Annotated in this window: 23 protein-coding genes; 7 read left to right on the top strand and 16 right to left on the bottom strand. The window is 71.1% G+C overall.

Features of this window, described 5'->3' with window-relative positions:
* Window positions 1–40 precede the first annotated feature (40 nt).
* The 5 genes from ccsB to ABTW64_RS12750 form a co-directional block, all read right to left on the bottom strand.
* Complete coding sequence (gene ccsB / locus ABTW64_RS12770; RefSeq protein ID WP_350622986.1) at window positions 41–1,039, bottom strand: c-type cytochrome biogenesis protein CcsB; 999 nt, start codon at window positions 1,037–1,039, stop codon at window positions 41–43.
* A gap of 16 nt (window positions 1,040–1,055) precedes the next feature.
* The gene (resB, locus tag ABTW64_RS12765) at window positions 1,056–2,765 is read right to left on the bottom strand and encodes a cytochrome c biogenesis protein ResB (RefSeq protein ID WP_350622984.1); all 1,710 of its coding nucleotides are present in this window, start codon (window positions 2,763–2,765) and stop codon (window positions 1,056–1,058) included.
* The gene (locus ABTW64_RS12760) at window positions 2,746–3,510 is read right to left on the bottom strand and encodes a cytochrome c biogenesis CcdA family protein (protein ID WP_350622982.1); all 765 of its coding nucleotides are present in this window, start codon (window positions 3,508–3,510) and stop codon (window positions 2,746–2,748) included. Before ABTW64_RS12760 ends, resB begins: the two co-directional genes overlap by 20 nt.
* A gap of 22 nt (window positions 3,511–3,532) precedes the next feature.
* On the bottom strand, window positions 3,533–4,168 hold the full coding sequence (locus ABTW64_RS12755) for a TlpA family protein disulfide reductase (RefSeq protein WP_502892338.1): 636 nt from the start codon (window positions 4,166–4,168) through the stop codon (window positions 3,533–3,535).
* 82 nt (window positions 4,169–4,250) lie between these two features.
* Window positions 4,251–4,880, bottom strand: a complete 630-nt coding sequence (locus tag ABTW64_RS12750; RefSeq protein ID WP_350622980.1) for a histidine phosphatase family protein — start codon at window positions 4,878–4,880, stop codon at window positions 4,251–4,253.
* A gap of 114 nt (window positions 4,881–4,994) precedes the next feature.
* Here ABTW64_RS12750 and ABTW64_RS12745 point away from each other — a divergent pair, with 114 nt between their 5' ends.
* Window positions 4,995–7,070, top strand: a complete 2,076-nt coding sequence (locus ABTW64_RS12745; RefSeq protein ID WP_350622978.1) for a hypothetical protein — start codon at window positions 4,995–4,997, stop codon at window positions 7,068–7,070.
* 122 nt (window positions 7,071–7,192) lie between these two features.
* Here the strand turns inward: ABTW64_RS12745 and ABTW64_RS12740 are convergent, their stop codons facing one another.
* Entirely contained in the window at window positions 7,193–7,852 is a 660-nt protein-coding gene (locus ABTW64_RS12740) for a DedA family protein (RefSeq protein WP_350622976.1), read from the bottom strand.
* Between the two features lie 186 nt (window positions 7,853–8,038).
* Here ABTW64_RS12740 and aspS point away from each other — a divergent pair, with 186 nt between their 5' ends.
* The 3 genes from aspS (at window position 8,039) to ABTW64_RS12725 (ending at window position 12,865) form a co-directional block, all read left to right on the top strand.
* Window positions 8,039–9,841: an aspartate--tRNA ligase gene (gene aspS / locus ABTW64_RS12735; RefSeq protein WP_350622974.1), complete on the top strand. Its 1,803-nt coding sequence runs from the start codon at window positions 8,039–8,041 to the stop codon at window positions 9,839–9,841.
* 173 nt (window positions 9,842–10,014) lie between these two features.
* Window positions 10,015–11,181: a mechanosensitive ion channel family protein gene (locus ABTW64_RS12730; RefSeq protein ID WP_350622972.1), complete on the top strand. Its 1,167-nt coding sequence runs from the start codon at window positions 10,015–10,017 to the stop codon at window positions 11,179–11,181.
* 10 nt (window positions 11,182–11,191) lie between these two features.
* Entirely contained in the window at window positions 11,192–12,865 is a 1,674-nt protein-coding gene (locus tag ABTW64_RS12725) for an FAD-binding dehydrogenase (RefSeq protein ID WP_350622970.1), read from the top strand.
* Window positions 12,866–12,870: 5 nt separating this feature from the next.
* Here ABTW64_RS12725 and ABTW64_RS12720 read toward each other — a convergent pair whose 3' ends face one another.
* From ABTW64_RS12720 to ABTW64_RS12680, 9 genes are all read right to left on the bottom strand, one after another.
* Complete coding sequence (locus ABTW64_RS12720) at window positions 12,871–13,170, bottom strand: Dabb family protein (protein ID WP_350622968.1); 300 nt, start codon at window positions 13,168–13,170, stop codon at window positions 12,871–12,873.
* 44 nt (window positions 13,171–13,214) lie between these two features.
* Complete coding sequence (locus ABTW64_RS12715; RefSeq protein WP_350622966.1) at window positions 13,215–13,487, bottom strand: glutaredoxin family protein; 273 nt, start codon at window positions 13,485–13,487, stop codon at window positions 13,215–13,217.
* A 10-nt stretch (window positions 13,488–13,497) separates the two neighbouring features.
* A complete protein-coding gene (locus tag ABTW64_RS12710; RefSeq protein ID WP_350622964.1) occupies window positions 13,498–13,791 on the bottom strand; it encodes a rhodanese-like domain-containing protein in 294 nt (97 codons plus the stop codon).
* Window positions 13,792–13,880: 89 nt separating this feature from the next.
* Window positions 13,881–13,979 carry a 30S ribosomal protein bS22 gene (locus ABTW64_RS12705; protein ID WP_003792170.1) on the bottom strand — a complete coding sequence of 33 codons (99 nt, stop codon included), beginning with the start codon at window positions 13,977–13,979 and terminating at the stop codon, window positions 13,881–13,883.
* 138 nt (window positions 13,980–14,117) lie between these two features.
* Window positions 14,118–14,309: a helix-turn-helix domain-containing protein gene (locus tag ABTW64_RS12700; RefSeq protein WP_350622963.1), complete on the bottom strand. Its 192-nt coding sequence runs from the start codon at window positions 14,307–14,309 to the stop codon at window positions 14,118–14,120.
* A gap of 333 nt (window positions 14,310–14,642) precedes the next feature.
* Window positions 14,643–15,989 (bottom strand): copper amine oxidase, encoded by a 1,347-nt coding sequence (locus ABTW64_RS12695; protein WP_350622962.1) that lies wholly within the window; start codon window positions 15,987–15,989, stop codon window positions 14,643–14,645.
* A 73-nt stretch (window positions 15,990–16,062) separates the two neighbouring features.
* Window positions 16,063–19,359, bottom strand: a complete 3,297-nt coding sequence (locus ABTW64_RS12690; protein WP_350622960.1) for a hypothetical protein — start codon at window positions 19,357–19,359, stop codon at window positions 16,063–16,065.
* Complete coding sequence (locus ABTW64_RS12685) at window positions 19,244–20,842, bottom strand: choice-of-anchor G family protein (RefSeq protein WP_350622958.1); 1,599 nt, start codon at window positions 20,840–20,842, stop codon at window positions 19,244–19,246. The genes ABTW64_RS12690 and ABTW64_RS12685 overlap by 116 nt, the downstream gene beginning before the upstream one ends.
* A 435-nt stretch (window positions 20,843–21,277) precedes the next feature.
* A complete protein-coding gene (locus ABTW64_RS12680; RefSeq protein WP_350622956.1) occupies window positions 21,278–21,691 on the bottom strand; it encodes an ArsR/SmtB family transcription factor in 414 nt (137 codons plus the stop codon).
* 117 nt (window positions 21,692–21,808) lie between these two features.
* Between ABTW64_RS12680 and ABTW64_RS12675 the strand changes: the two genes are divergently transcribed.
* Entirely contained in the window at window positions 21,809–23,248 is a 1,440-nt protein-coding gene (locus ABTW64_RS12675) for a TrkH family potassium uptake protein (RefSeq protein ID WP_350622954.1), read from the top strand.
* Window positions 23,241–23,912, top strand: coding sequence for a potassium channel family protein (locus ABTW64_RS12670; protein ID WP_350622952.1), 672 nt, complete (start codon window positions 23,241–23,243; stop codon window positions 23,910–23,912). The genes ABTW64_RS12675 and ABTW64_RS12670 overlap by 8 nt, the downstream gene beginning before the upstream one ends.
* A gap of 60 nt (window positions 23,913–23,972) precedes the next feature.
* Here the strand turns inward: ABTW64_RS12670 and proC are convergent, their stop codons facing one another.
* Window positions 23,973–24,845, bottom strand: a complete 873-nt coding sequence (proC, locus tag ABTW64_RS12665) for a pyrroline-5-carboxylate reductase (RefSeq protein ID WP_350622950.1) — start codon at window positions 24,843–24,845, stop codon at window positions 23,973–23,975.
* Window positions 24,846–24,953: 108 nt separating this feature from the next.
* On the opposite strand from proC, the gene ABTW64_RS12660 reads away from it, so the two are divergent.
* Window positions 24,954–25,922 carry a cation diffusion facilitator family transporter gene (locus tag ABTW64_RS12660; protein WP_350622948.1) on the top strand — a complete coding sequence of 323 codons (969 nt, stop codon included), beginning with the start codon at window positions 24,954–24,956 and terminating at the stop codon, window positions 25,920–25,922.
* Window positions 25,923–25,948: the final 26 nt, after the last annotated feature.

Below are 25,948 nucleotides of genomic sequence, written 5' to 3'. Positions count from 1 at the left end.
CCGACCCCCAGAGGGGCCGGGCCGCTGTCCGCATGCGAGGTCAGTTCAGGCCGCTGTAGGCGTGCAGCCCCTCGAAGTACATGTTCACGATCGTGAAGTTGAAGATCACGGCCGTGAAGCCCACGATCGACAGCCACGCCGAGCGGGTGCCGCGCCAGCCGCGCGTCGCGCGCGCGTGGATGTACCCCGCGTAGAGCACCCAGATGATGAAGGTCCACACCTCCTTGGTGTCGAAGCCCCAGTAGCGACCCCAGGCATCCTGCGCCCAGATCGATCCGGCGATCAGCGTGAACGTCCAGAAGATGAAGCCGATGATGGCGAAGCGGTAGGCCAGGCCCTCGAGCGCTTCGGCGCTCGGCACCGTGCGGAGGAACGACCGGCGCGGAGCGGCATCCGGGTCGGCCAGCGCGATGCGCTCGCGACGCGTCTGCAGCAGCTGCAGGACCGACAGGCCGAACGCGAGCGCCAGGAAGGCGGTCGCGAGCGATGCGACGAACACGTGGATGACGAGCCACACCGACTTCAGCGGGTCCATCAGGGGCACCACGGCCACGTGGAACATCGTCGCGCTGCCCATCAGCACCGTGACGAGCCCCACCATGAACGCACCGAGGAAGCGCAGGTCGCGCCAGAACAGGACGCCGAGGTAGACCGCGGTGATCAGCAGCGTGCCGGTCATCGCGAACTCGTACATGTTCGACCACGGCACGCGGCCCGCGGCGACGCCGCGCAGCACGGTGCCCGCCAGGTGGAACAGGAATCCGAGCGCCGTGAGCGACGTGCCGATGCGCGCCATCATGAGGCGCGGCTTCTTCGCTGCGGGGGCGTCGTGCGACGCGCCGGTCGCCACGGCGGTGCCGCGCGAGCCGCCCACCGTCGCGCCCACCAGCTCGCGGGCCGCATCCTGCCGCTCGAGCGACAGCTGGGAGCGTCGGGCGAGGTCGAACGCGTAGGCGACGAAGCCGAGCGCGTAGATCGCGATCGCCGTCCAGATCAGCAGCAGCGAGATCTCGTCGAGGGTGAGGGCGTCGGGATGCATGGTGAGGATCCTACTTCTACAGGCTGTCGAGGTGCTTGGTGCGGATGTCGGCGATCGCCGCGCGCAACGTCGGATCCTCGCCCCGCGCGAGGGCCGCGTACTCGACGCGGATTCCGGAGCCGTCGGGCGTCGCCTTCACCCACACGCGCCGACGCGGCACGAACAGGGCGGTCAGCAGGCCGAGCACCGCCAGCACCGCGAAGGCGAGCACGAACCCCGCCGATGGGTCGCGGTGCGTCTGCAGCGAGACGAAGCGCTTGACCGACTCGGTCAGCCCGACCTGGGCACGGTCGGCCGTGTCGGGCGTCTCGTCCTCGAAGGTGATGGTTCCCATCCCGCTCGGCAGGTCGGCGGTCTCGCCCGGCGCGAGCTCGATCGAGTCGACGTCGGTCCCCACGCCCGTGAGCTTCTCCATGCCCGTGGGGTCGAGCGCATAGACGTTGCGCGGCGTGCCGTCGTCGATGCCCAGGTCGCCCGCGTAGACGTCCAGCGTCAGAACGGGGTTGATCAGATCGCCGTACGTCGAGGTGAACGCACCCGAGGCCAGCTGCGACTGCGTCGGGTAGAAGAAGCCCACCAGTCCCAGCTGCTCGGCGAAGCCGTCCGGCACCTTGATCACGCCCAGCGAGGTGAGGTTGGCGTCCTGCGGCAGGAACGGCACCGACGACCGGTACTGCACGTCGCCCTCGGCGTCGCGGATCGTCACCGTCGGCGCGTAGCCGTTGCCCAGCAGGTAGACGCGCTCGCCGCCGACGTCGAGCGGGTGGTTCACCCTCACGGCGCCCTCGGTCTCGGTGCCGTCGGGCTGGCGCACCGTGACGTTGGCGGCGAAGTCCCCCGCCTGGCCCGAGCCGCTCGTGCCCCACGGCTGATACGTCACGTCGAACGAGTCGAGGCGCATCGCGTACGGCGACAGGGCGTCGTCGCCCACGAACCGCCCGCGGTTCATCGACGAGTAGTCGATCAGCGCGTTCACGACGGTCTGCCCCTCGTAGACCACACGCTGGCCCGTGTAGGCGAAGCCCCCGCCGATGCCGACCGCGAGCAGCACACCCACGAGCGAGGCATGGAACACCAGGTTGCCGGTCTCGCGCAGGTAGCCGCGCTCGGCCGATACCGAGTACGCCCCCCGGCCGTCGTACCGCTCCACGCGATAGCCCGCCGAGCGCAGCTGCGCCTCGGCCGCCTCCACCGCCCGCTTCGCCTGGGCGTCGTCGCCCTCGATGCGCTCGACGAGGTGGTCGTCGAGCCGCGACAGCCGCGCGGGCGTGCGCGGCGGGCGCGAGCGCAGCGCCTTCCAGTGATGCTTCGTGCGCGGCAGGATGCACCCCACCAGCGACACGAACAGCAGGATGTAGATCGCCGAGAACCAGGCCGACTGGTACACGTCGAACATCTGGATGGCGTCGAGCACCGGGAACAGGTCGGGGTTCTCCGACTCCCACTGCGTCACGCCGTTGGGGTTGGCCATGCGCTGCGGGAAGATCGACCCGGGCACGGCGGCGATCGCCAGCAGCAGCAGCAGCACGAGGGCCGTGCGCATGCTGGTCAGCTGCCGCCAGCCCCACCGCAGCCAGCCGACCACGCTCAGCGACGGCGAGCTGACGGCCGCGTCGCCGTCGCCGTCGACGTGATCCGATGGCCGCAGCGGCTCGGATCCGTCGCGGTCGCGGACCGCCGTGGACTCGTCGACCACAGCGGTCTCGTCAGAGGAGGGACGGGACATTCGCGAACACCCCCTGCAGGCGAGACATGATCAGGGTCCAGACGCCGGTCGCCATCAGCACGCCGAGGACGACCAGCAGCACGCCACCCACGATGTTCACGACGCGCACGTGGCGACGCAGGAACGCGAGCGAGCGAGCGGCCCAGCCGAAGCCGAGCGCGACGAGCAGGAACGGGATGCCGAGGCCCAGCGAGTACGCGAGCCCGAGCAGCGTGGCCCGCCCGGCGTCGCCCTGCTGCCACGCGATCGCCAGGATCGCGCTGAGCGTCGGGCCGATGCAGGGCGCCCAGCCGAGCCCCAGCGCAACCCCGAGCAGCGGCGCGCCGATCAGGCCCAGGTCGCCCTTCAGCCTCAGCTTGGCGGTGCGCTGGGCGAAGCCGAAGAACCCGATGAACACCAGGCCGAGCAGGATGATCAGCACACCCAGGATGCGCGTGACGAGGTCGCCGTACAGCAGCGAGAACCGCTGCATCGCGCCGCCCGCGAGCCCGCCCAGCACGATGATGCCGACGAACACGAGCGTGAAGCCCGCGATGAACAGCAGCACGCCGCCGACCAGACGCCCACGTGCCGCGAGCTGCCCGCCCGCGCTCTCGCGCGGCGAGACCGCTCCGCTGATGAAGCCGAGGTACCCCGGCACGAGCGGCAGCACGCAGGGCGAGAGGAACGAGATCAGGCCCGCGAGCAGCGCGATCGGGATCGCAGCCCACAGGGCGCCGTCGAAGACCAGGGCGCCCGGGTTCATCCGCGTCCCCGCGGCCCGCGGATCACGCGCCCTCCTCGAGCGTCTCCCGCACGAGCGTGGACAGGATCGACGCGCCCTCGAGCTGGCCGATGATCCGCGCGGCCACGCGGCCCTCGCGGTCGAGCACGAGCGTCGTGGGCGTCGCGCTGACCGGGGTGGCGGACGCGAACGCGAGCTTCACTGACGCATCGTCGACGTCGATGACGCTCGGATAGGTGATGTCGTTGTCCTCGGCGAACGCGCGCGCGGTGTCGGCCTGGTTGCTGATGTTGACGCCGACGAACGAGACGCCCTGGTCGCGGTACTCCTGCCAGACCTTCTCGAGATCGGGCGCCTCGACGATGCAGGGCCCGCACTCGGCGTACCAGAAGTTGACGACGACGACATCGCCCGCGACATCCTCGCTCGACAGCGGCTCGCCGTACTCGGTGGTGCCCTGCCACACGACGGGCTCGCCGCGCTCTGCGACGGGGATGGAGTCCACGGCGAACTCGCCCGCGATGTAGCCCTTGTTCTCGCCGTTGCGGTACTGCTCGGCGACGGGGTCGGCGGTGCAGGCGGCCAGGCTCAGCGCGAGGCCGGCCGCGGCGAGCGCTGCGGCCATCCTGCGCACTCGGCGCGGGCGCGACGCGACGGCGGGACGAGCAGCGGAGGGCACGGTCCCAATCCTACGTTTCCCGATATGCGGGGGCTGTGCGCCAGCCGAATGCGTGTCCGCGACGGCGTCGACCGGTCCCGCGTCAGACCGCGCCGACGTCCACCGCGTCGTCGAGCGGTGCCGGCTCGGCGTACGACACCTCGCGCCACACGTCGCCGTGCCGCTCGAACGATGTGACGCTCGACAGCGCGCAGCGGCGCGTGCGCGGGTCGTGCCGCAGAGGGAGGCCCGCCACCGACAGGTGCGTGAGCCAGATCGGCGCCTGGTGCGACACGATCACCACATCGCCCGACGCGGTCTCGTCCCACACGTCGTCGAGCGCGCCGCGCATCCGGTCGACGACCTGCTCGTACGGCTCGCCCCAGCTGGGCAGCGAGGGCTTGCGCAGGTGGTGCCAGTTCCACGGCTTGCGCAGCGCGCGGCTCATCCGCATGCCCGCGAAGACGTTGGTCGGCTCGATCACGCGCTCCTCGATGCGGGGCTCGAGCCCCAGCAGCTCGGTGAACGGCTCCGACGACTCCTGCGTGCGCTGCAGCGGCGAGCACAGCAGCGCCGAGACCGGACGGCCGAGACCGTGGATGTGCTCCGCGGCCGCCCGGGCCATCCTGCGCCCGTCGTCGCTCAGCCGGAAGCCGGGCAGCCTCTCGTACAGCACCCGGTCCGGGTTGTAGACCTCGCCGTGTCGCACGAGATGGATCCGTTCGGCCGACATGCTCTCCCCTGTCCGGTTTCCGCTCGTCCATCCTACGAAGGCCCATCCGGGCGGGGAGCACCGTCGGCGGAGCGCCGTCGGGGCCGTGGCACCCGCCGCGGCTACCGTGGCCGCATGGGGTGGGGACGGACGCGCGCGTTGCGCGTGGCAGCGGCCCTCGCGGTCGCCGGCGCGCTCACCGCGGGCATGGCCGGGTGCGTGCCCGAGCCCGGCGCGGGAGAGGCGCGCCACGACCCCGCCCCGTCGTTCGCCGACGCGCGCACGACGCAGGTCGACCGCGAAGGCGCGCGATGGAGCGCCGCCGGCGTGACCGTCGACGTGCCTCGGGGGTCGGTCACCGCCAACGTCGCCAACGTCACGGTCGGCCCTCACCTCGGCGAGGCGTCGTCGGGCATCGCGACCGAGGTCTTCGGCCAGCCCGTGCGCATCGACTCGGTCACCGCGTTGGCCGAGCCGGTCACCGTGTCGTGGGACGTCGCGGCCCTGCCCGACGAAGCCGCCGAGGCCGCGGCGCTCGTCCGGTGGGACGACCGCCGCCGCGTGTGGGTGCCGGAGCCGGGCGTGCCCGCCGTGACCGAGGGTGCACTGTCCGTGCAGCTCACGGAGAGCGGCATCGTCACGTGGGCGACCGTCGCCCTGGCCGACGTGCCCGCCTCCGCTGTCGCGTCGGATGCCGCGCCGGATGCCGCGCCGGACGACTGCGGCGACGCGCCCCTCCCGGACTGGGTCGCGGGGTTCGTCGATCCTGATCGCGAGCGCCCCCAGTCGGCCGTCGCCGCGTGCGCCGAGGCGCACCAGAGCGATGCGCTGACCGTGAAGACGCGCAACCGCGACACCGTGTCGCGCGTGCTGGAGCTCCAGGGCGACGCCGAGTTCGACTGGTCGGCTCCGGAGGGCCCGCGATCGCGGTTCTGGACGGTGGCGGAGCAGCTCGTCGCCGGCTCGGGCACGGCGCTGCTGCCGCCCGGCGGGGCGGTGGACGTGGGCCTCTCCGCACAGGATGACGCCGGGCCCGAGGGCCGCCGCGCGGTCGCGCGCGTGGACGCCCGCACCTCGACGCTCGACCTGCTCGCGGCGTTCGCGCGGCGCACGTCGCTCGGCGACGTCGCCGACCCGGCGACGACCGCGCTGATCACCTCCCTCTACGGCTGCGCCGTGCCCGACGCGGTGACTCCCGCGGACGCCGCCGCCGTCGCCGACCTGGGCGCGGCGCTCACCGACTGTGCGGAGCAACTGACCGACGCGCAGACACCGGCCGCGCGGGAGTTCGCGGAGGCCGCCGCATCCGGAACCGCCGAAGCCGATGCCGCCGAGCGGGTGCAGGGCGCCCGTGCGGCCGCCGCCGCCCTGCGCGTGGGCGCCGGGGGTGCGTTCGAGGCGCTGGCGCAGACGCGCAGCGCCGCGCTCGTCGAGGGCTCCCAGGCTCCGCTCGGGGGCGCCTCCTGGGCCGTGCTCGACGGGCGTGAGGCGCCGGCCCTCGGCACCTGGCGGCCGGTCTGCTCCGGCGTGGAGGCCGACGCTGCTGCACTGCAGGCGGAGCTCCTGAGACAGCCCGGGTTCGCCGACCCCAGCCGTGCGCCGGCCACCGACCCCGCCTGGCGTTCGGCGGCGGCCGAGGCGGTGGCCCCGCTCGCCGGCTGCACGGCCGACGAGCGCGCTCACCTGGCCGCACGGCTGCCCGATCAGTGGGCCGACCCCGCCGCCGCGGAGGCGGTCGTCGATGCCATCTCCGGCCTGGGCCTGTCGCAGCTGAGCTGCGACGACCTGTTCGATCTCGTCGCCCCGGTGGCGAAGGGCTTCCACCCGCTGAAGGGCATCACCGCCTCGGGCACCGGCCGCGTCGCGTGCGGCTGGGCCGAGCAGAAGGGCAGGACGGTCGGCGACGCGGAGGTCACGTCCCGCGTGGAGGTCTGGGTGTCCCGCGAGACGGTCGACGCCGACGAGGTCGCGATACGCCGCGCGGCGGCCGAGCGGACCGAGCTCGGCGGCGTGCAGCAGTCCGACGCGGTCGACGCCGCGGGCGGCTTCGTCGTCGGCGCGTACGTGCCCTCGGGCCTCGAGATCGAGTCGTGGCTTCCCGGCTACCGCATCGCGATCACCGCGGCGAGCTCCGACGACCCCGCCCAGTGGCGCATGCCCGAAGCCATCGCGGCGGTCGAGCACATCGCCACGGCCCTCACCGCCGACTGATCCGCCCTTTTGCCCCAAGCTGTCGCTTCTACACGGCAACATGCGGCACCGGGCCCGCGCCCATCCGGCCCGCTGCCCCGAGTTGTCGCTTCTACACGACACCTCGGGGCAACCGGCGGGTCTCAGCCCTCGCGCTTGCGGTTGCGCGCCTCGCGCACACGGATGAACACGAACCAGGCCACCGCGAGCACGACAGCGACGATCACGATGTTCTGGAACACGTCCATGTACTGCTCGACGATGTGCCACTGCTCACCGAGGAACCATCCGACCAGCACGAAGATCGTGTTCCAGATCAGGCTGCCGAGCCCGGTGAGCAGCACGAAATGCCAGACCGGCATCTTCACGACCCCGGCCGGGATGGAGATCAGGCTGCGGAAGATCGGCACGAAGCGGCCGAAGAACACGGCCTTGCCGCCATGGCGGTGGAACCAGTCGACCGTGCGGTCCACGTCTTCGACCTTCACCAGCGGCAGCCGGCCCGCGATGCGACGCAGGCGGTCGAGGCCGAACAGCCGGCCGATGCCGTACAGCACGAGCGCGCCCACGACCGACCCGACCGTGGCCCACAGGATGGCCTCCCAGAGCGCGAACGACCCGCGCGACGCCGAGAGCCCCGCGAGCGGCAGGATGGCCTCGCTCGGGATGGGCGGGAAGAGGTTCTCCGCCGCGATGGCGACGCCGACTCCGTAGGGGCCGATCACGTCCATCAGCGACACGACGGCGTCGACCAGCGACCCCAGCCAGGAGGTGTCGGCGGCCGTCGTCTCGGTCGTCGTCATGGTGGTCCCTTCGCGTCGCGGCTCGAACCCGCTCGACGCTACCCGGTACGGCCGCCCGGATCCTGGAGGAAGGCCCCCGGATCCGGCCTCGGACATCCGCCGGCGGCGACATCCTGTCCGCCCAGCGGAAAACCGCGAGGCGCCTAGACTTGACGGGTTCTGTCGTCGTTCCAGGAGGATCCCCTCGTGCTTCGCACCCACACCGCCGGCTCACTGCGCGCCGAGCACATCGGTCAGACCGTCACCCTCACGGGCTGGGTCGACCGCCGTCGCGATCACGGCGGGGTGGCGTTCATCGATCTGCGCGACGCGTCGGGCATCGCCCAGGTCGTCATCCGCGACGAGTCCGTGGCGCACCCGCTGCGCAGCGAGTTCGTGCTGAAGGTGACCGGCGAGGTGGGCAAGCGCCCCGCGGGCAACGAGAACCCCAACCTGCCCACGGGCGAGATCGAGCTCGTCGCGAGCGAGGTCGAGGTGCTCAACGAGTCGGCGCCGCTGCCGTTCCAGGTGTCGAGCGGCGCCGCCGATGCCGACCCGATCGGCGAGGAGGTGCGCCTCAAGCACCGCTACCTCGACCTGCGCCGCCAGGGTCCCGCCGCCGCCATCCGTCTGCGCTCGCAGGTGTACAAGGCCATCCGCGACGTGCTGCACGCGCGCGAGTTCGTCGAGGTCGAGACCCCGACCCTCACCCGCTCGACGCCCGAGGGTGCCCGCGACTTCCTGGTGCCGGCACGCCTGCACCCCGGCAGCTGGTACGCGCTGCCGCAGAGCCCGCAGCTCTTCAAGCAGCTGCTCATGGTCGGCGGCGTCGAGAAGTACTTCCAGATCGCCCGCTGCTATCGCGACGAGGACTTCCGCGCCGACCGCCAGCCCGAGTTCACCCAGCTCGACATCGAGATGAGCTTCGTGGACCAGGAGGACGTCATCGAGATGATGGAGGACGTCATCACGGCGATGTGGGCCACGATCGGCGTCGAGGTGCAGACCCCGCTCCCCCGCATCACCTATGCCGAGGCGATGGCGAAGTACGGATCGGACAAGCCCGACCTGCGCTTCGGTCTCGAACTCGTCGAGGCGACCGAGTACTTCGCGAACACGCCGTTCCGCGTGTTCCAGTCGGAGTACGTCGGTGCCGTGCTGATGCCCGGTGGCGCGAGTCAGCCCCGCAAGACGCTCGACGCCTGGCAGGAGTGGGCCAAGCAGCGCGGCGCGCGCGGCCTCGCCTACGTCCTGTTCAACGAGGACGGCACGCTCGGCGGCCCCGTGGCCAAGAACCTGTCCGAGGCCGAGCAGGCGGGCCTCGCCGAGCTCGTCGGCGCCCAGCCGGGCGACTGCGCGTTCTTCGCAGCGGGAACGACCAAGGCATCCCGCGCCCTGCTCGGCGCCGCGCGCATCGAGATCGGCAGGCGCCTGGGCCTGCTCGACCCCGACACGTTCGCGTTCACGTGGGTCGTCGACGCCCCCATGTTCGAGCCCGCGGGCGACGCCGTCGCCTCGGGTGACGTCGCGGTCGGCGCCGGCGAGTGGACCGCCGTGCACCACGCGTTCACAGGCCCCAAGCCCGAGTTCGAGGACACGTTCGACACCGACCCCGGTTCGGCGCTGGCCTACGCGTACGACATCGTCTGCAACGGTTCGGAGCTCGGCGGCGGCTCGATCCGCATCCACCGCGAGGACGTGCAGAAGCGCGTATTCAAGATCATGGGCATCGACGAGGAGCAGGCGCAGGAGAAGTTCGGCTTCCTGCTCGACGCGTTCAAGTTCGGCGCACCGCCGCACGGCGGCATCGCGCTCGGCATGGACCGCGTCCTGCAGCACCTGACGAAGACCGACTCGATCCGCGAGGTCATCGCGTTCCCGAAGTCGGGCGGCGGCTTCGACCCCCTCACCGAGGCGCCGGCGCCGATCACGCCGCAGCAGCGCGCCGAGGCGGGTGTGGACGCGGAGCCCGAGAGCGACACGGTCGCGGTCGACGCCCCCGGCGCCTGACCTCCAGCCTCCGGCCGGGCCGGCATGCGCACGCATGCCGGCCCGGCCTTTTCGCACCTCCTGCTGGCGGGCGGCCCAGCGGCTTTCACGTGCCGCCTCCCCGCGTCAACACGGTTGCGGCGGCGACGCACCGCGTGGGTAGCGTGGCCCATCCCGACCCGCGAAGGAGGCCCATGCTGGAACCCTGGCCCGCGTTCATCGTCGCCCTGCTCGTGTGCGTCCTGGGCGCCGTGCTCCTGACAGCGGTGCTGGCGCTGTCGATGCGCCTGATCGCCCGCCGGCGCACGTGGCCGCGCGAGCTGATCACCCACGCGCGCACCCCCTTCCGCATGATGCTGATCGTGCTGGCGACGTGGATCGCCGTCGTGGCCAGGTTCCCCGAGCGCGAGTGGATGCCCGGCATCTCGCAGGGCCTGTCGATCGCCGCCATCGTCGTCGCGGCCTGGTTGCTCGGCGGGCTCGTGATGTTCGTCACGGCGCAAGCCCTCGGCCGCTACCGGATCGACATCCCCGACAACCGCGTGGCCCGCCGCATCCGCACGCAGACGCTCATCCTGCGTCGCCTCGCGATCGCCGGGATCGTCGTGATCGCCCTCGGCGCCGTGCTGCTGACGTTCCCCGCCGTGCGCGCCGTGGGGGCCAGCCTGCTCGCGTCTGCGGGCATCCTGTCGGTCGTGGCGGGCTTGGCGGCCCAATCGGTGCTGGCAAACATGTTCGCCGGCCTGCAGCTGGTGTTCAGCGACGCCCTGCGGGTCGATGACGTGATCGTCGTCGAGGGCGAGTGGGGAAAGGTGGGCGAGATCACCCTCAGCTATGTGGTGCTCGACCTCTGGGACGACCGGCGCCTCGTGCTGCCGTGCACGTACTTCACCACCAACCCGTTCCAGAACTGGACCCGCCAGGGCTCGGAGCTGCTGGGCTCGGTCGAGCTCGACGTCGACTGGCGCGTGTCGACGACCCGGATGCGCGCGCACCTCGACACCGTGCTGGCGCAGACCCCCCTGTGGGACGGTCGCGCGTCGGTGCTGCAGGTGACGGAGGCGACGGGCGGGCTCATCCGCGTGCGCATCCTCGTCACGGCCCGCGACGCACCGACCCTGTTCGACCTGCGTTGCGTCGTGCGGGAGGCGATGGTGCTCTGGGTGCAGGAGCACAACCCCCGGGCCCTGCCCGTGCAGCGGGTGATGATGACCGACGACGTCGAGGATCCCGTGCGCGCCGCGGGCAGCGAGCAGGTCGCCCCGACGGACGCCGGTCTCTTCAGCGGCAGTGAGAAGGCCGAGGAGCGCGCCGCGCACTTCACCCAGTCGATGCCGGTGATCCCGCCGAGGGAGCGCTAGCGTCTGATCCGTGGATGCGGACATCGTCGTCGTCGGAGCCGGGCTCGCCGGACTCGTGGCAGCGGCCGAGGCGGCGGATGCCGGTCGCTCGGTCGTGCTCGTGGATCAGGAGGGCGAGCAGAGCCTCGGCGGCCAGGCGTTCTGGAGTCTCGGCGGCCTGTTCCTGATCGACAGCCCCGAACAGCGCAGGATGCGCGTGCGCGACTCGCTCGAGCTGGCCCGGCAGGACTGGTTCGGCAGCGCGCAGTTCGATCGCGCCGAGGACCGCTGGCCCCGAGCGTGGGCCGAGGCGTACCTCGACTTCGCCGCGGGCGAGAAGCGCGCGTGGCTGCGGACGATGGGCCACCGCATCTTCCCCGTGGTCGGGTGGGCGGAGCGCGGCGACGGCACCGCCGGCGGGCATGGCAACTCGGTGCCGCGCTTCCACATCACCTGGGGCACCGGCCCGGGCGTCGTGGAGCCGTTCGAGAGGCGGGTGCGCACGCACGCGGAGGCGGGTCGCATCCGGTTCGCGTTCCGGCACCGGGTCGACGGGCTGGTGCGCGACGGGGGCGCCGTCACGGGCGTACGGGGCGCCGTTCTCGAGCCGAGCGACGTCGCCCGCGGGCGTCCGTCCAGCCGCGTCGCGGTGGCCGAGTTCGAGCTGCATGCGCAGGCCGTGATCGTGACGTCAGGCGGCATCGGCGGCGACCACGACCTCGTGCGCGCCGCTTGGCCCGAGCGGCTCGGCACTCCCCCGCGCTCCATGGTCAGCGGCGTGCCGGCGCACGTGGACGGCCGCATGCTGCGCCTCACGCAGGACGCCGGGGCGAGCGTCATCAACCCCGACCGGATGTGGCACTACGTCGAGGGCCTGCGCAACTGGGACCCGGTGTGGCAGAACCACGGCATCCGCATCCTGCCCGGGCCGTCGTCGCTGTGGCTCGACGCGACCGGCCGACGTCTGCCCGCCCCCTACCACCCGGGCTTCGACACGCTCGGCACGCTGAAGCACCTGCGCGGCACGGGCTACGACTACTCATGGTTCGTGCTCACCCAGAGGATCATCGAGAAGGAGTTCGCCCTCTCGGGATCGGAGCAGAACCCGGACCTGACGGGCCGCGACATGAAGCTGCTGCTGCAGCGCCTGGGCTCCGGTGCACCCGGGCCCGTGGAGGCGTTCAAGGAGCACGGCGAGGACTTCGTGGTGGCCGACACGCTGACCGAGCTGGTCGCCGGCATGAACCGCCTCGCGCAGGCCGAGCCGACCGGACCGCGGATCGACGAAGAGGCGCTGCGCCGCCTCGTCGAGGCGCGGGATCGAGAGATCGCCAACCCCTTCTCGAAGGACGCGCAGGTCACCGCGCTGCGCGGCGCGCGCACCTATCTCGGCGACAAGCTCGTGCGGGTGGCCAAGCCCCACCGCCTGCTCGACCCGAAAGCCGGGCCGCTCATCGCGGTCAAGCTGCACATCCTGTCGCGCAAGACGCTCGGCGGGCTCGAGACCGACCTGCGGGGCCGGTGCCTGGAGCCGTCGCCCGACGGATCGGGCACGCCCATCCCGGGCCTGTACGCGGCCGGCGAGGTGGCCGGGTTCGGCGGCGGCGGGATGATGGGCTACAACGCACTGGAGGGCACGTTCCTCGGGGGCTGCCTGTTCTCCGGCCGGGTGGCGGGCCGCGCCGCGGCCGCCGCGGTGGGCTGAACCGCTCAGACCTCGAGGTCGATGGCGTAGCGCGCCGAGCGGATGGTGCCGATGTAGTCGGCGGCCTTCACGTGCTCGGGATGCACCTGGTACGCCTCGAGCGCCGCGAGGTCGTCGAAATCGGCGATCAGGATGAAGTCGGCGTTGCGACCGTCGTAGGCGACATTGCGCGACACCTGCATCGACCGCAGACCCGGCACGACGCCCACGAGCCCCTCGAGCGCCACCCGCGCGGCCTCGACCTGGGCGTCCTTCTCCGCGGGGTCGGTCGTGGTGAGCTCGAACAGCACGATGTGGCGGATCATCCGGTTCTCCTTGTTCGGGTCAGATATCAGGATCGGGGCGCGGATCAGGCGGGGGCGGACGCGGCCTCATCGAGCGCGGCGCGCAGGCGGTCGGGCGAGACCCGCCAATGCCCGTGCAGCTGCCCGTCGATGAGCACGACCGGGATCTTCTCCCACCACAGGTCGTACAGGGCCGGGTCGTCCTGGATGGACGCTTCGCGCACCTCGATGCGCTCCGCCACCTCGTCGGGCAGGTCGGCGAGCACCTGGTCGACCACGTCGCGCGCGACGTCGCACAGGTGGCAGCCCGACCTGCCGATCAGGGTGAGGGTCGTCACGCCGCGCCCGTCAGAGCTCGACGGGGTAGCCGGCCTCGCGCCATGCGCTCGTGCCGCCGGCGACGTTGGTCACCTCATACCCGCGCTGGCTCAGCGCCTCGACGACGCGGCCTGAGCGGCCTCCCAGCTCGCAGATCACGTCGAACGGCTCGGCCGGCAGGTCGCCGATGCGCTCTCCCAGCTGCGACATGGGGATGTTGACGGCCCCGAGCACGTGGCCCGCCTCGAACTCGTGCACCTCGCGCACGTCGACCAGCGGGACATCCTTGCGGGCGTGGAGCTCCTGCACCGAGATCTCGTTCATACGTCCATCGTGACAGACGGCGGGCTCACCGGCCCCGGACACCAGAAACGCCGGCCCGAAACGGGACCGGCGTCAGTGGCTGCAGTCGCTTACTTCTTGTTGCGACGCTGGTGGCGAGTCTTGCGAAGCAGCTTGCGGTGCTTCTTCTTCGCCATGCGCTTGCGGCGCTTCTTGATGACAGAACCCATGGAAACCTCACGATGTCAGGGGGTTGGACGCCGAGCTGGCGGCGTCCGGGATCGAGCACAGCGGAAGCGTGCCTTCGGGACAGTTTACCCTATGCGGCGAGTCGAGCCTGCGGGCCGCCGGATGTCGCCGCGCGGGCCTCAGCCGACGTCGGCGATGGGGCGCTGCAGCGCCTCCGTCACGGCAGACTCGGGGACGCGGTAGCTGCGGCCGAAACGCACGGCGGGCAGCTCACCCGCGTGGACGAGCCGGTACACGGTCATCTTGGACACGCGCATGATCTCGGCGACCTCGGCGACGGTCAGAAACCGCACATCCGGCATCTCAGGCACAGGGCCTCCCCCTCTTCAACTGCCGTTCACTTTAGGGGGTCAGCGGGTCTGATGTAAACCTGAGTGGCCGCTGTGACGACTGTGATTGGCGCTGGGGATATGTCGACATATCCGCGTCGTGGTGCGCGAGCTCATGAAACCGGTGGGTCGACCAGCGCGCTCTCGGCCACTGATCAACCCACCGGCGGGGCATCCCCCCGCCCCGAGCCTCAACGAGGCGAGCGCTGGGGTCGCGCGCCGCATGATGCTCCAGTGCGTCCTCTGTGAATATATCCATATTCTGGATGCGTTGGCTACCCGGCTTTGTCGATGATGTGCAACGAACAGGGGCTTTTACCCCCCGTTTTCGTCCTCGTCGAGTTCCGTCCAGGCGTTGTCCGGCACCCCGTTGACCGCCTCACGGGCATCAGGAACGCCGACGCGCTGCGCCGTCACATCACGCGGTATCAGGGCGAACCCCTGCCAGTGCACATCCATTGGCGACTGGTCCTCATCACGCACGACGTGGTGGAACCCGACGGCGATCCACGACACCACGTCGCGCAAGGACTCGCCCGCGCCCGCCGCGACATAGTCCGGGACGCCCGCCCCGCAGCCTGCGCTGTTGCGCGCCGCCAGCAACTCGCAGTCATCCGCGTTGGTGAACGCGACGTCATATCCGTCTGTACCGCCGCGCGCGTGGTCCTCGGTGAAGACGAAGGAGTCCGACTTGTCGAGCTCGATCTGGTACGAGATGGGGTGTCCATCCGCATTGCGCACGTCTGGCGCCACCACGCGCCACCAGCGCCGATCCACCCACGCCGCCGTCGTCGGCTCGGGGATGCGCTGCAAGGTGCCGTCAAGGATCCGGGACTCCGTTCCGCTCGCCGATGTCGGCGCCGCGTCGTACTGCTCGACAGCGAGCGCGCCGGGGTCGTCCAGCGCCCAATGGACACGCCATACGGCGTTGTGCGCATGACTGGCTGCGTGTGCCGTGTCGCCCTCGCCGACGGCCGCCCCATGGTCGTGGTCGGTGAAGTCGAACGGCGAGATGTCGCCGGTCGCTCCCAGACGCGACCGGATGACGCCGTCCGAGCCGAACGAGTACTCCGAGATGTACTCGTACCAGCCGACCTTCGAGATGGTCGACAATCTCCACTCGCGGCGACGGTCCACCTGCAGCGGCCCGTCGGCGGAGCGATACGCGATGCCGCCGTCGAGATCCTCCGCGCACAGCACAGGGCGGCGCTCGATGTCGCCGAAGGTGCCGTCGCCGATGTCAGGGATGTCCGTGGCGATCCGTTCGCCGAGACACTCGGTCTCGGTCAGCGTCTGCATCTTCGCGCTGCCGAATCCGGCCTCTGTGAGGTCATACGTGGTGCGTTCGCCGGTGTCGTATGGGACTTCCAGCTGCGCGAGTGCCAGCTGCTTCGCGACGAGAACCGCCCGCCCTCCGGTCGGCGTGAAGCGGATGTCGGTCAGCACGAGGCCGCGTCGAGGGTCGACACCCCAGCAGAGCGACCACGCGCTTCCCGAATCGAAGGCGATGCCCAGCGCCTCGCCCTGTGCGCAGGGCGGCGCGGGCGCGGCAGAGGCCGGCACAGCGGATACCGGCCTCGTCTCCGAGGTGCACGAGACCACGCTCGCCGCGGCCGCCGACATCACCACGAGGGCGGTCAGCCTTATCACCGCTCTGGTCACGCGCATATGGCTCCTGCGTACGGAAAGGACCGGCGGCGGCCCGCTCTCGGAAGGCCGCCGCCGGTCTGGGGGGTCAGTCCTTCGCGATCGCCTCCTTCCGACGAGCGATCACAAGCGCGGCGCCGGCGCCGAGCAGCAGCATCCCGACAGGCGCCACCGGACCGAGCGCGCCACCCGTGGACGCCAGTCCCCACGCCCCGCGGCTCGCGACGACACGGAGCGCGCCCTCCGCCGCGCCGCCGTCGCCGTCCTCGACGACCACGGTGTAGTCCCCGGGCTCGGTCGCCACCGGAACGGTGACATCGACCTCGAAGCCGCAGTCGGCGCCGACGGTGACGAGCACCGGCACGCGCAGAACGGCATCGCCCTCGGCGTCGAACAGCTGCACCGACGCCACGGTTCCGGCCGCGAAGCCGGTGCCGCGGGCCGTCACCCGATCACCGGGCGCTGCCACGGCCGGGGTGAGGGTCATGCTCGGGTCGCTGCAGTCGGCGCCGATGAGGCTCGCCGTGACGAGCACCTCGTCGGAGCGCGCTGCGCCCTCCGCGTCGGTGGCCGTCACGACGTAGGTGCCCTGCGCTGCATCGACCGCGAACGAGATCACGGTGCCCGCGGGCAGGTTGCCGTCCCCCGCTGTCGTGACCACGATCGGGTCACCGACGGCTGCTCCGGCCGGGTCGGTCACCGTGATCGTGACCTGCGAGTCGGGCAGCCAGCCCCCCGACGTGATGCCCGCGTCACCGCCGGCCGGAACCGGGGAGGTGACGTCGAACGTCGGCGCGTAGACCGCCAGTGCGGTGGCGAACTGCTCGCCCCCGGCGTCCTCGGCGACGACGTCGTAGACACCCGCCTCGGCTGCCAGCGGCACCGCCAGGCTCGTGCCCTCGGGCAGCTGCCCATCGGCATCCGCCGTCACCGTCACGGGCTCGACGACTTCTTCACCGCTCGCTGCGAGCATGCGCAACGAGACGGATGCGCCGGGCGTGAACCCCGCTGAGTCGGTCACCGCCGCCTCTTCGCCGGCCGCGACCGGCGATTGGATGGCGATGAACAGCGGCAGCGCGCTCGCGAGGGCCACGGTGAGCGGCGCCTCCACCTCCGCGCCGGTCTCGTCCGAGGCGACCACGGTGTAGTCACCGGGCACCGCGTCATCCGGAACCGCGACGACCACACCAGCCGGCACGTCGCCGTCGGCGTCGGCCGTGACCGTGACCGGTTCGCCCACCGGAGCCCCGTCGCCGTCGACCAGCTGGAGCGTGACCTCGGAGGCCGGCAGCCAGCCCCCCGACGTGATCGCAGTCGCGCCTCCGGCCAGGACCGGAGACGAAGCCACGAGCGTCGGGGCGTAGACCTCGACCGCAGCCGAGACGGTGTTGCCCTCTCCGTCGGCGGCGCTGACCGCATAGCCGTCGCCCGCCGCCGCGTCGGCGGGGATGGGAACGACCGTGCCGGCCGGAACATCGCCGTCGGCATCGGTGGTCACCACGACGGGGTCGCCGAGTGCGACGTCGTCGCCATCGAGCAGCTGCAGCGTGACCTCGGACTCCGCGGCCCAGCCGCCGGACGTGACCTCCGACTCCCCACCGGCCGGAACCGGCGACGACGCCTCCAGCACAGGTGCGAGCGCCGCGGCCTCCTCGATCTCGAGCGGCGCCGCCAGCTCGGCCCCGTTCTCGTCCGTCGCGACCACGGTGTACGCCCCCGGCGCCAGGTCGGTCGGAACCGGGATGACGGTGTCGGCCGGAACGTCGCCGTTCGCGTCCGTGGTCACCGTGATGGGGTCGCCCACGGGGTTGCCGTCGGCGTCCGTGAGCTGGAGCGTGACCTCCGACTCGGGCAGCCACCCGGTCGACGTGATCGCGCTCTCACCCCCCGCCGGAACCGGCGACGACGCCTCCAGCGTTGGAGCGTAGACCGCCACCGGCGCCGCCGCGTCGTTGCCGTCCGCGTCCGTCCCGACCACCGTGTACTCACCCGCGACCGCGTCCGCCGGAACCGGGACCACCGTCCCAGCCGGAACACCCCCGTCGGCGTCGGTGGTCACCTCGACCGGATCGCCCACCGCCGTCATATCAGCCGCGTGCAACTGGAACGACACCACCGACTCCGGCAGCCAGCCACCAGAGGTCAGCTCAGACTCCCCACCGGCCGGAACCGGCGACGACGCCTCCAGCGTCGGCGTCAGCACCACCTCCGACACCTCAACCGGAGCCGACACCTCCGCACCGTTCGCATCGGAACCCACCACCGAGTAGTCGCCGGGGGCCGTGCCCTCCGGGACCGTCACACAAGTGTCCGCCGGAACGTCGCCGTCAGCGTCAGCCGCGACCTCCGCGGCCGCACCCACCGGGGCACCCGCGCCGTCCACCAGCTGCAGGGTCACCGTGGAGCCGCCGATCCATCCGCCGGAGGTCACCGTGGTGCAGGAGCCCGCTGCGACCGGCGTGGTCGCCTCCAGGGTGGGCGCGTAGACCTCGACGACGTCCTCCGCAGAGGTGCCGTCGGGATCTGTGGCCGTGAGCGTGTAATCGCCCGGCGGCGCGTCAGCCGGGACGGGCACGACCGTGTCGGCCGGGACGTCGCCGTTCGGGTCGGTCGTGACGACCACCGGGTCGCCCACCGCGTTTCCATCGGCGTCCGCCAACTGCAGCGTCACGTCGGTCTCAGGGTCCCAGCCGCCCGAAGCGACCGTGATGTCCGTGCCGGCGGGTGCCGGCGACGAAGCGTCCAGGACCGGCGTGCCGGGCGCCGCGACCGTCACCGGACCTTCGGCGGTGTTTCCGTTGTCGTCCGTGCCGATGACCGTGTAATCCCCAGGGGCCGTGCCCTCGGGGATGGGCACGCACGTGTCCGTCGGAAGCGAGCCGTTCTCATCCGCTGTCGCCGCGACGGGGTCGCCCACGGGTTTGCCGTCGGCATCCGTCAGCTGCAGGCTCACGGCCGCGCCGGGCAGCCATCCGCTCGACGTGATCGCGGCGCAGTCCTGCGGCAGAACCGGAGTCTGCACCTCGAGGGCCGGGTCGTAGACGGTCACGACCGCCTCGGCGGCGTTTCCATCCGGGTCGGCCGCGACGACCGTGTAGTCGCCGGGGGCCGTGCCCTCCGGGATCGTCACGCACGTGTCCGCGGGCAGGGCGCCCTCGGCGTCCGCGGCGACGACGACCGGCTCACCCACGGGGTTGCCCTCCGCGTCGGTCAGCTGGAGCGTGACGTCGACTCCGGGCGTCCAACCGCTCGACGTCACGACCGCGCAGTCACCGGGAACGAGCGGCGTCTCGACCTCGAGCGCCGGAGCGGCCAGCGCGCGACAGGCATCCACTCGGACGCCGGCATTGCCCAGGCCGATGCGCGGCGCCGTCTGACCCGGCACCCTGCAGAAGGCCGATGCTCAGCGCAGACACCTCAAGGCTGCTGATCGCCTCGGTGCCGTCGGGCAGCGTGCACGACTCGGTCACGTGGTGGTTGAGCTGCACCGACAGCACCTGCGCGGCGAGCTCCAGGATGGGCTCGACCACCTGACGGACCGGCACGGTGATGGCGTTCGTCTTCACGTCGCCGATAGCCACGTCGAAGATCGCCTGAGCGCCGTTGTCCAGCAGCGTCTGCAGCGCGGGCGCCACGATCGCGGTGAGCGCGGGACGGATCACCGTGGTCATCGCCGCGTTCAGCGTGGTGCACGCCACGGTTCCGGTGATACCGCTGCCGACGCAGTCCGTCTCGGCGATGATGTCGCCGTTCAGGCCCAGCGAGAGCGACTTGGTCGCGTTCGGAACGGTGAACGTCATGTCGATCGTGATGGCGTTCAGCGCGTTCTCCACCGCACCGGCGGCGATGTCGAGCGCCGCATTCATCACGTCGTGCACCGACTCGGCGACCATCGGGTAGATCTCGTCGTCGATCAGCTCCGTGTTCGGGTCCTGGTTGTTGATGCCGGTCGGGCGCTCAGGGTCGTCCGGGCGCTCGCCGTCCATGATGTTGTCCAGGTGGATGGTGGCGGTACCGGTTCCGAAGTCGATCGACAGGATGGTGTTCTCCGTGTCGCAGACGTTCTCGCCCGCAGCCGGGTCCACGGTCACCGAGGAGCAGATCGGCTGCTCGAGCAGCTCAGAGAAGACCTGCTGCTGGATGTCCGAGTTGATCTGGACGTCCGCCGAGACGCCGGTGGCGCCGAGGATCGTGCCGAGGTCGAAGATGCTGTTGATCGAGTCGCGGATCTGCGTCTCGAAGCTGCCGATGGCTGTGTACATCATGTCGGCGGCGTCGTCGATGAGCTGCGAGTGCAGCAGCAGGCTGGCCTCGGCGACGCGGTACTGGCCCAATCCGCCGACGCCGTCGGGGTCCTGGAACACGCCGTCGATCGCCTGCACGTGAGCGCCGCCCGCCCCCAGCAGGAGGTCGGCCTGGTCGAGGGCGAGGTCGGTCACGCCGGCGACGCCAGCGGCCTCGAACAGCGAGAGCAGGTCGATCGTCGCTGTGCCGAAGTCCGCGTTCGAGCCATCGAGAGTCACGGCGCCGTCACCTCCGGCCAGGCCCGAGATGGCTTCGCCGTTGAACTCGTCCGACGCGGTCGACTGGCTGAGCAGCGCGCCAAGCTGGCCGAAGTCGATGATCTGGTCGAGCGGGAGCTGGATGCCTCCCACATCGACGAGTTGGGAGCCGAGCACCTCGGCATTGAGGATGTCGGAGGTGACGGGGCCCGGGTTCGTCGGGAATCCGGCCTCGGAATCCGCCCCGCCGACGAGCTCGGCGTCCAGAATGCTCGATCCCAGGACGCTGGCCTCCGCTTCGGCCGGATCGCTCGGATAGCTGTCGAGCCCGGCCGCGAACGCCACACCGGTCGCAGCGATACCCATCGCCGCGACGGTGGCGACGGCCGTCCCCGCGACGAGGCTCCCCCTGCCGCGCCGTTCTGCATCACTCCGACTGCCACGCAGACGCGACAGCACACGGTGGACCTGCATGATCCTCCCCCTTTTCTCTCGAAAAGCGGGCCCCCCAGGATCGGCACACGCCGATGAGCACCACTGCGCTGTCAGTATTGCGGTATCCGAAGGGCCATGTCCACCCCTTCCTGAGAATTCGCCGACAGCGCGGTCACCCCCACGGCCGGCTCTGCGGAGCGCCTCCCCACGCCGGGACCGAGGCTCGACGTCGAACCGCTCGCGGCGCAGCTCCGCGCGCGCCATCGTGACTGCGGGCCACGCTCGAGGTCACAGGCGGAGCCGATATCCCGGCGTCATCGTCGCATGCCGCCGCGCGCATGCAGCTGCCCGCTTCGGGTGGGAAGCTCAGGCGCCGAGACGCTTCAGCGCGGTCTGCACCACGCTCTTGGCGGATGCGGCGGCACGGCCGACGGCCTCGGCCGCGCGGGCCGCGGGCTCGGGCAGCTGCGGCGCCTCGAGAGCCGCGACGTCCTCGAAGTCGCCCTCTTCGACGAAGAACGGCACCAGCCAGTCGTCCACCTGCTCGAGCGGAGCCGGCGAGAGGCTGTAATAGCGGTGCTGGCCCTCCTCGCGCACCGAGACGAGTCCCGCCTCGCGCAGCACCTTGAGGTGCTTCGAGACCGTGGGCTGGCTGACCCCGAGCGCCGCGACGATCTGCGACACGCTGGTGCCGGTGTCGGCCTCCGACGAACGTCGCAGCAGCAGCTGCAGGATCTCGCGCCTCGTGCCGTCCGCGATCACGTCGAAGATGTCCGCCATGCTGGTTAGGGTAGCCGCGCAGCCAGCGGAGTACCATGTCACGGGCCCGGGCGCGCACCCATTCGTGCGGTCGGCGGGCTCGGCTCAGGGCCGCGCGATAGACCGAGGGGGATGTGCATGGCGCCGACCGCGTCTTCCGTGCCCCGTGAGGCATGGAACCGCTTCGGACGTGCGGTCGGCGGTTTCTTCCGCGATTTCGCCACGTCCTCGCCGTCGCGCTTCGCGATCCTCGTGTTCGTCACGCTGATCCTGATCTTCACGGCGCTGCTGTCGCTTCCTATCGCGTCGGCCGACCGGCAGGTCACCCGGCTGGCCGACGCGCTCTTCACCGCGGTCTCGACGATCTGCGTCACCGGGCTCACCACGGTCGACATGGCATCGCACTGGTCGCCGTTCGGCAAGGGCGTCATCTTCGTCGGCGTCAACATCGGCGGCATGGGCGCCCTCACGCTCGCGTCGATGCTCGGGCTGATCGTGTCGAAGCGACTGGGCCTGCGGGCCAAGCTCATCGCGGCGGGAGACACCAATCCCCTGCGCTCGCACGGCGGCCCGGTCAGCGAGAGCCAGACCGTGCGCCTCGGCGAGGTCGGCCAGCTGCTGCGCACCGTGGCCCTCTCGACCGTCATCATCGAGGGTGCCGTCGCGGTGCTGCTGTACCTGCCGATCGTGCGCGCGGGATACAGCTGGATCGACGCGCTCTGGATCGCCCCCGAGTACGCCGCGATGTCGTTCACGAACACCGGCTTCACCCTCAACGACCGGGGGCTGGAGGCGTTCCAGTACGACTACTTCTTCATGAGCGTGCTCATGCTGAGCGTGTTCCTGGGCAGCATCGGGTTCCCGGTGATCTACGCCCTCTCGAAGCAGCTCCTCGAGCCGCGCCGCTGGGCGTTGCACGTCAAGCTCACGCTCGTGACCACGGTCATCCTGTTCGTGCTCGGTGCCGCCGCGTTCCTCGCGCTCGAGTACGAGAACCCCGGCACGTTCGGCACCCGGGATGCGTGGGACACGACGTTCCAGGCGTTCTTCCTGTCGGCCATGACGCGCTCGGGCGGCTTCTCGGTGATCGACATCGGCGAGCTCAACGGCTCGTCGATGGTGGTCGGATCGATGCTCATGTTCGTCGGCGGCGGGTCGGCGTCGACGGCGGGCGGCATCAAGGTGACCACGCTCGCCGTGCTCGCCCTCGCGGTGTGGTCGGAGGCGAAGGGCCGCTCGAGCGTCGAGGCGTTCGGCCGACGCATCCCGAGCGACGTGCAGCGCGTCGCCGTCGCGGTGCTCGCGTGGGGCGCCACCATCGTGGCGCTCGCGACCATCGTCATCGCCCAGATCACGAAGGCGCCGATCGCCGAGGTGCTGTTCGACGTCATCTCGGGTTTCGCGACGGTGGGCCTGTCGACGGGGCTGACGGCGACGCTCCCCGACCCCGCCACCTACGTGCTCGCCGTGACGATCGTGATGGGCCGCGTTGGTACAGTGACACTCGCCGCCGCGGTCGCGGCGACGTCCCGTTCGCAGCACTACTCGCTGCCCGTCGAGAGGCCGATCGTTGGTTGAGCAGATCCGCAGCGACGCTCCCGTCCTCGTGATCGGCCTCGGCCGGTTCGGCGCCGCATGCGCCGGCGAGCTCGACCGGCTCGACCGCGATGTGCTCGCGATCGACGCCGACCTCGGCCTGGTGCAGAAGTGGTCGGAGCGCGTCACCCACACCGTGCAGGCAGACGCCCGCAACATCGAGGCGCTCAAGCAGATCGGAGCGCAGGACTTCCAGGTGGCGGTCGTCGCGGTCGGCTCGAGCATCGAGGCGTCCGTGCTGATCACCGCGAACCTCGTCGACCTCAAGGTGCCCCAGATCTGGGCCAAGGCGGTGTCGCAGTCGCACGGCAAGATCCTGGCCCGCGTCGGCGCGAACCATGTCATCTATCCCGAGCGCGAGGCCGGGGAGCGCGTCGCCCACCTTGTGAGCGGCCGCATGCTCGACTTCATCCGGTTCGACGACGACTTCGTGCTCGCCAAGATGTATCCGCCCAAGTTCGTGCGCGGCGTCGGGCTGAACGAGTCGGGCGTGCGCACCAAGTACAACGTCACGGTCGTGGGCATCAAGAGCCCCGGCAAGCCGTTCCGCTACGCGGAGGCGAACACGGTCGTCACGAACCACGACCTCATCATCGTGTCGGGCTCCAACGCCGACGTCGAGCGCTTCGCGGCCCTCGACAGATGACGTCGCTCGCGCGTCCCGCATCCGCTCGGGCGCCGCTCGCGTCTGCGGCGACCGGTCCCCTCACTCGGAGCGCGCGATCGCCTCGGTGACAGGCGGAGCCTCTCCCGCGAGCTCCTTGGCGCGGGCCAGGGCCGCGGCGGTCGCCTCGCGGAAGATCCCGCCCAGGTCGGCGCGCTCGAGCACCGCGACGGCGCGTTCGGTCGTGCCCTTGGGGCTGGTCACCCGGCGGCGCAGCTCGGCGGGATCCTCGCCGGTGTGCTCGAGCAGCGCGGCGGCGCCGATGAACGTGCCCTCGGCCATCGTGCGGGCATCCTGCTCGTCGAAGCCGCGGTCCATCGCGGCGCGCGTGAGCTCCTCGATCAACAGGAAGACGTAAGCGGGGCCGGAGCCCGAGATCGTCGAGAGGGCGTCGATGCGCTCCTCCGGCAGCTCGATCACCGTGCCGACGGTCTCGAACAGGCGGCGCGCGATCGCGGTCTCCTCGGGCGCGGTGCCCGGGCCGGCCGCGAGGCCCGTGACGCCCTTGCCGACGAGCGACGGGGTGTTGGGCATCGAGCGCAGCGCGGTCACGCCCTCGCCCAGGATCGAGCGGAAGGTCTGCAGCGTGACACCGGCAGCCAGGCTGACCACGATCGCGTCGTCGCGCACGTGCGGGGCGATCTCGCGCAGGAGGTCGGGCACCATGGCGGGCTTCACCCCGATCAGCAGCACGCGCGCCTCGGCTGCGGCGCGCGCGTTGCCCTCGGGCTCGCGCTCCAGCGCGATGCTGCGCACATCGTCGAGCGCGGCCAGCTCGGCCGCCTTGTCGGCGGTGCGGTTGGTCGCGACGATGCCGCCGTCGACCGGGATCCCGCTGGCGACGACGCCTCGCAGGATGGCGCCGCCCATCGAACCGGCACCGAGGAACGCGAGCGAGGGCAGCGTGTCAGCCATGCTCCGATTCTAGGGAGCCGGCACCGGCGGCCGCGGGCGCCTGGCCGCGGGACGCCGTCGGCGCAAGGCTCCCCGACGATGTCGCCGCCTCGCCATAGACTCAGGCCCATGAGTGCACACGGCGGTGGCAAGGCGATCCTGGCGGCCTTCCTGGCCAACATGGGCATCGCGATCGCGAAGTTCATCGGCTGGCTTCTGTCCGGCTCGGCGTCGATGCTGGCCGAGGCGATCCACTCGGTCGCCGACTCGGGCAACCAGCTGCTGCTGATGCTCGGCGGAAAGCGCGCGCAGCGCTCGGCCGACCGCGAGCACCCCTTCGGCTACGGTCGCGAGCGCTACGTGTACGCGTTCGTCGTCGCGATCATCCTGTTCTCGGTGGGCGGTCTCTTCTCGATCTACGAGGGCGTCGAGAAGCTCACGCACCCGCACGAGCTCGACCCGCAGTGGCAGTGGCTGCCCGTGGTGATCCTGGTCGTCGCGATCGGCCTGGAGTCGTTCTCGCTGCGTACCGCGGTCAAGGAGAGCAACCTGGTGCGGGAGAAGGGCCAGTCGTGGGTGTCGTTCGTGCGGCGGGCCAAGGCGCCGGAGCTGCCGGTCGTGCTGCTCGAGGACGTCGCGGCCCTGCTGGGTCTGATCTTCGCCCTGTTCGGCGTGGGCATGACCATCATCACGGGCAACACCTTCTTCGACGCCCTGGGCACCCTGATGATCGGCGCCCTGCTGATCCTGGTGGCGATCGTGCTGGGCATCGAGACCAAGAGCCTGCTGGTGGGAGAGGGCGCCACGGTGGGCGACTTCGACCGGATCGTCACCGCGATCGAGAAGGGCCCGGAGGTCGACAAGCTCATCCACATCAAGACGCTCTACGTCGGCCCCGAGGAGCTGCTCGTGGCAGCGAAGGTCGGACTGCCCCGCGACAAGTCGCTGTTCGAGGTCGCGGCCGACATCAACACCGTCGAGAAGCGCATCCGGGAAGCCGTGCCGATCGCGCGCATCATCTATCTCGAACCGGATGTCTACCGCCCCGCGGGCGAGTCCCTGCCGACCGAGGCCGTGATCCTGAAGTCGTCGGACTGAGGCGGGAGCGCGAGCGGCGAGTCATG

The sequence above is a fragment of the Microbacterium sp. NPDC096154 genome (genome assembly GCF_040302945.1).
In the GTDB taxonomy this organism is placed as follows: Bacteria; Actinomycetota; Actinomycetes; order Actinomycetales; family Microbacteriaceae; genus Microbacterium.
This window is presented reverse-complemented; position numbering and strand designations above follow the sequence as displayed.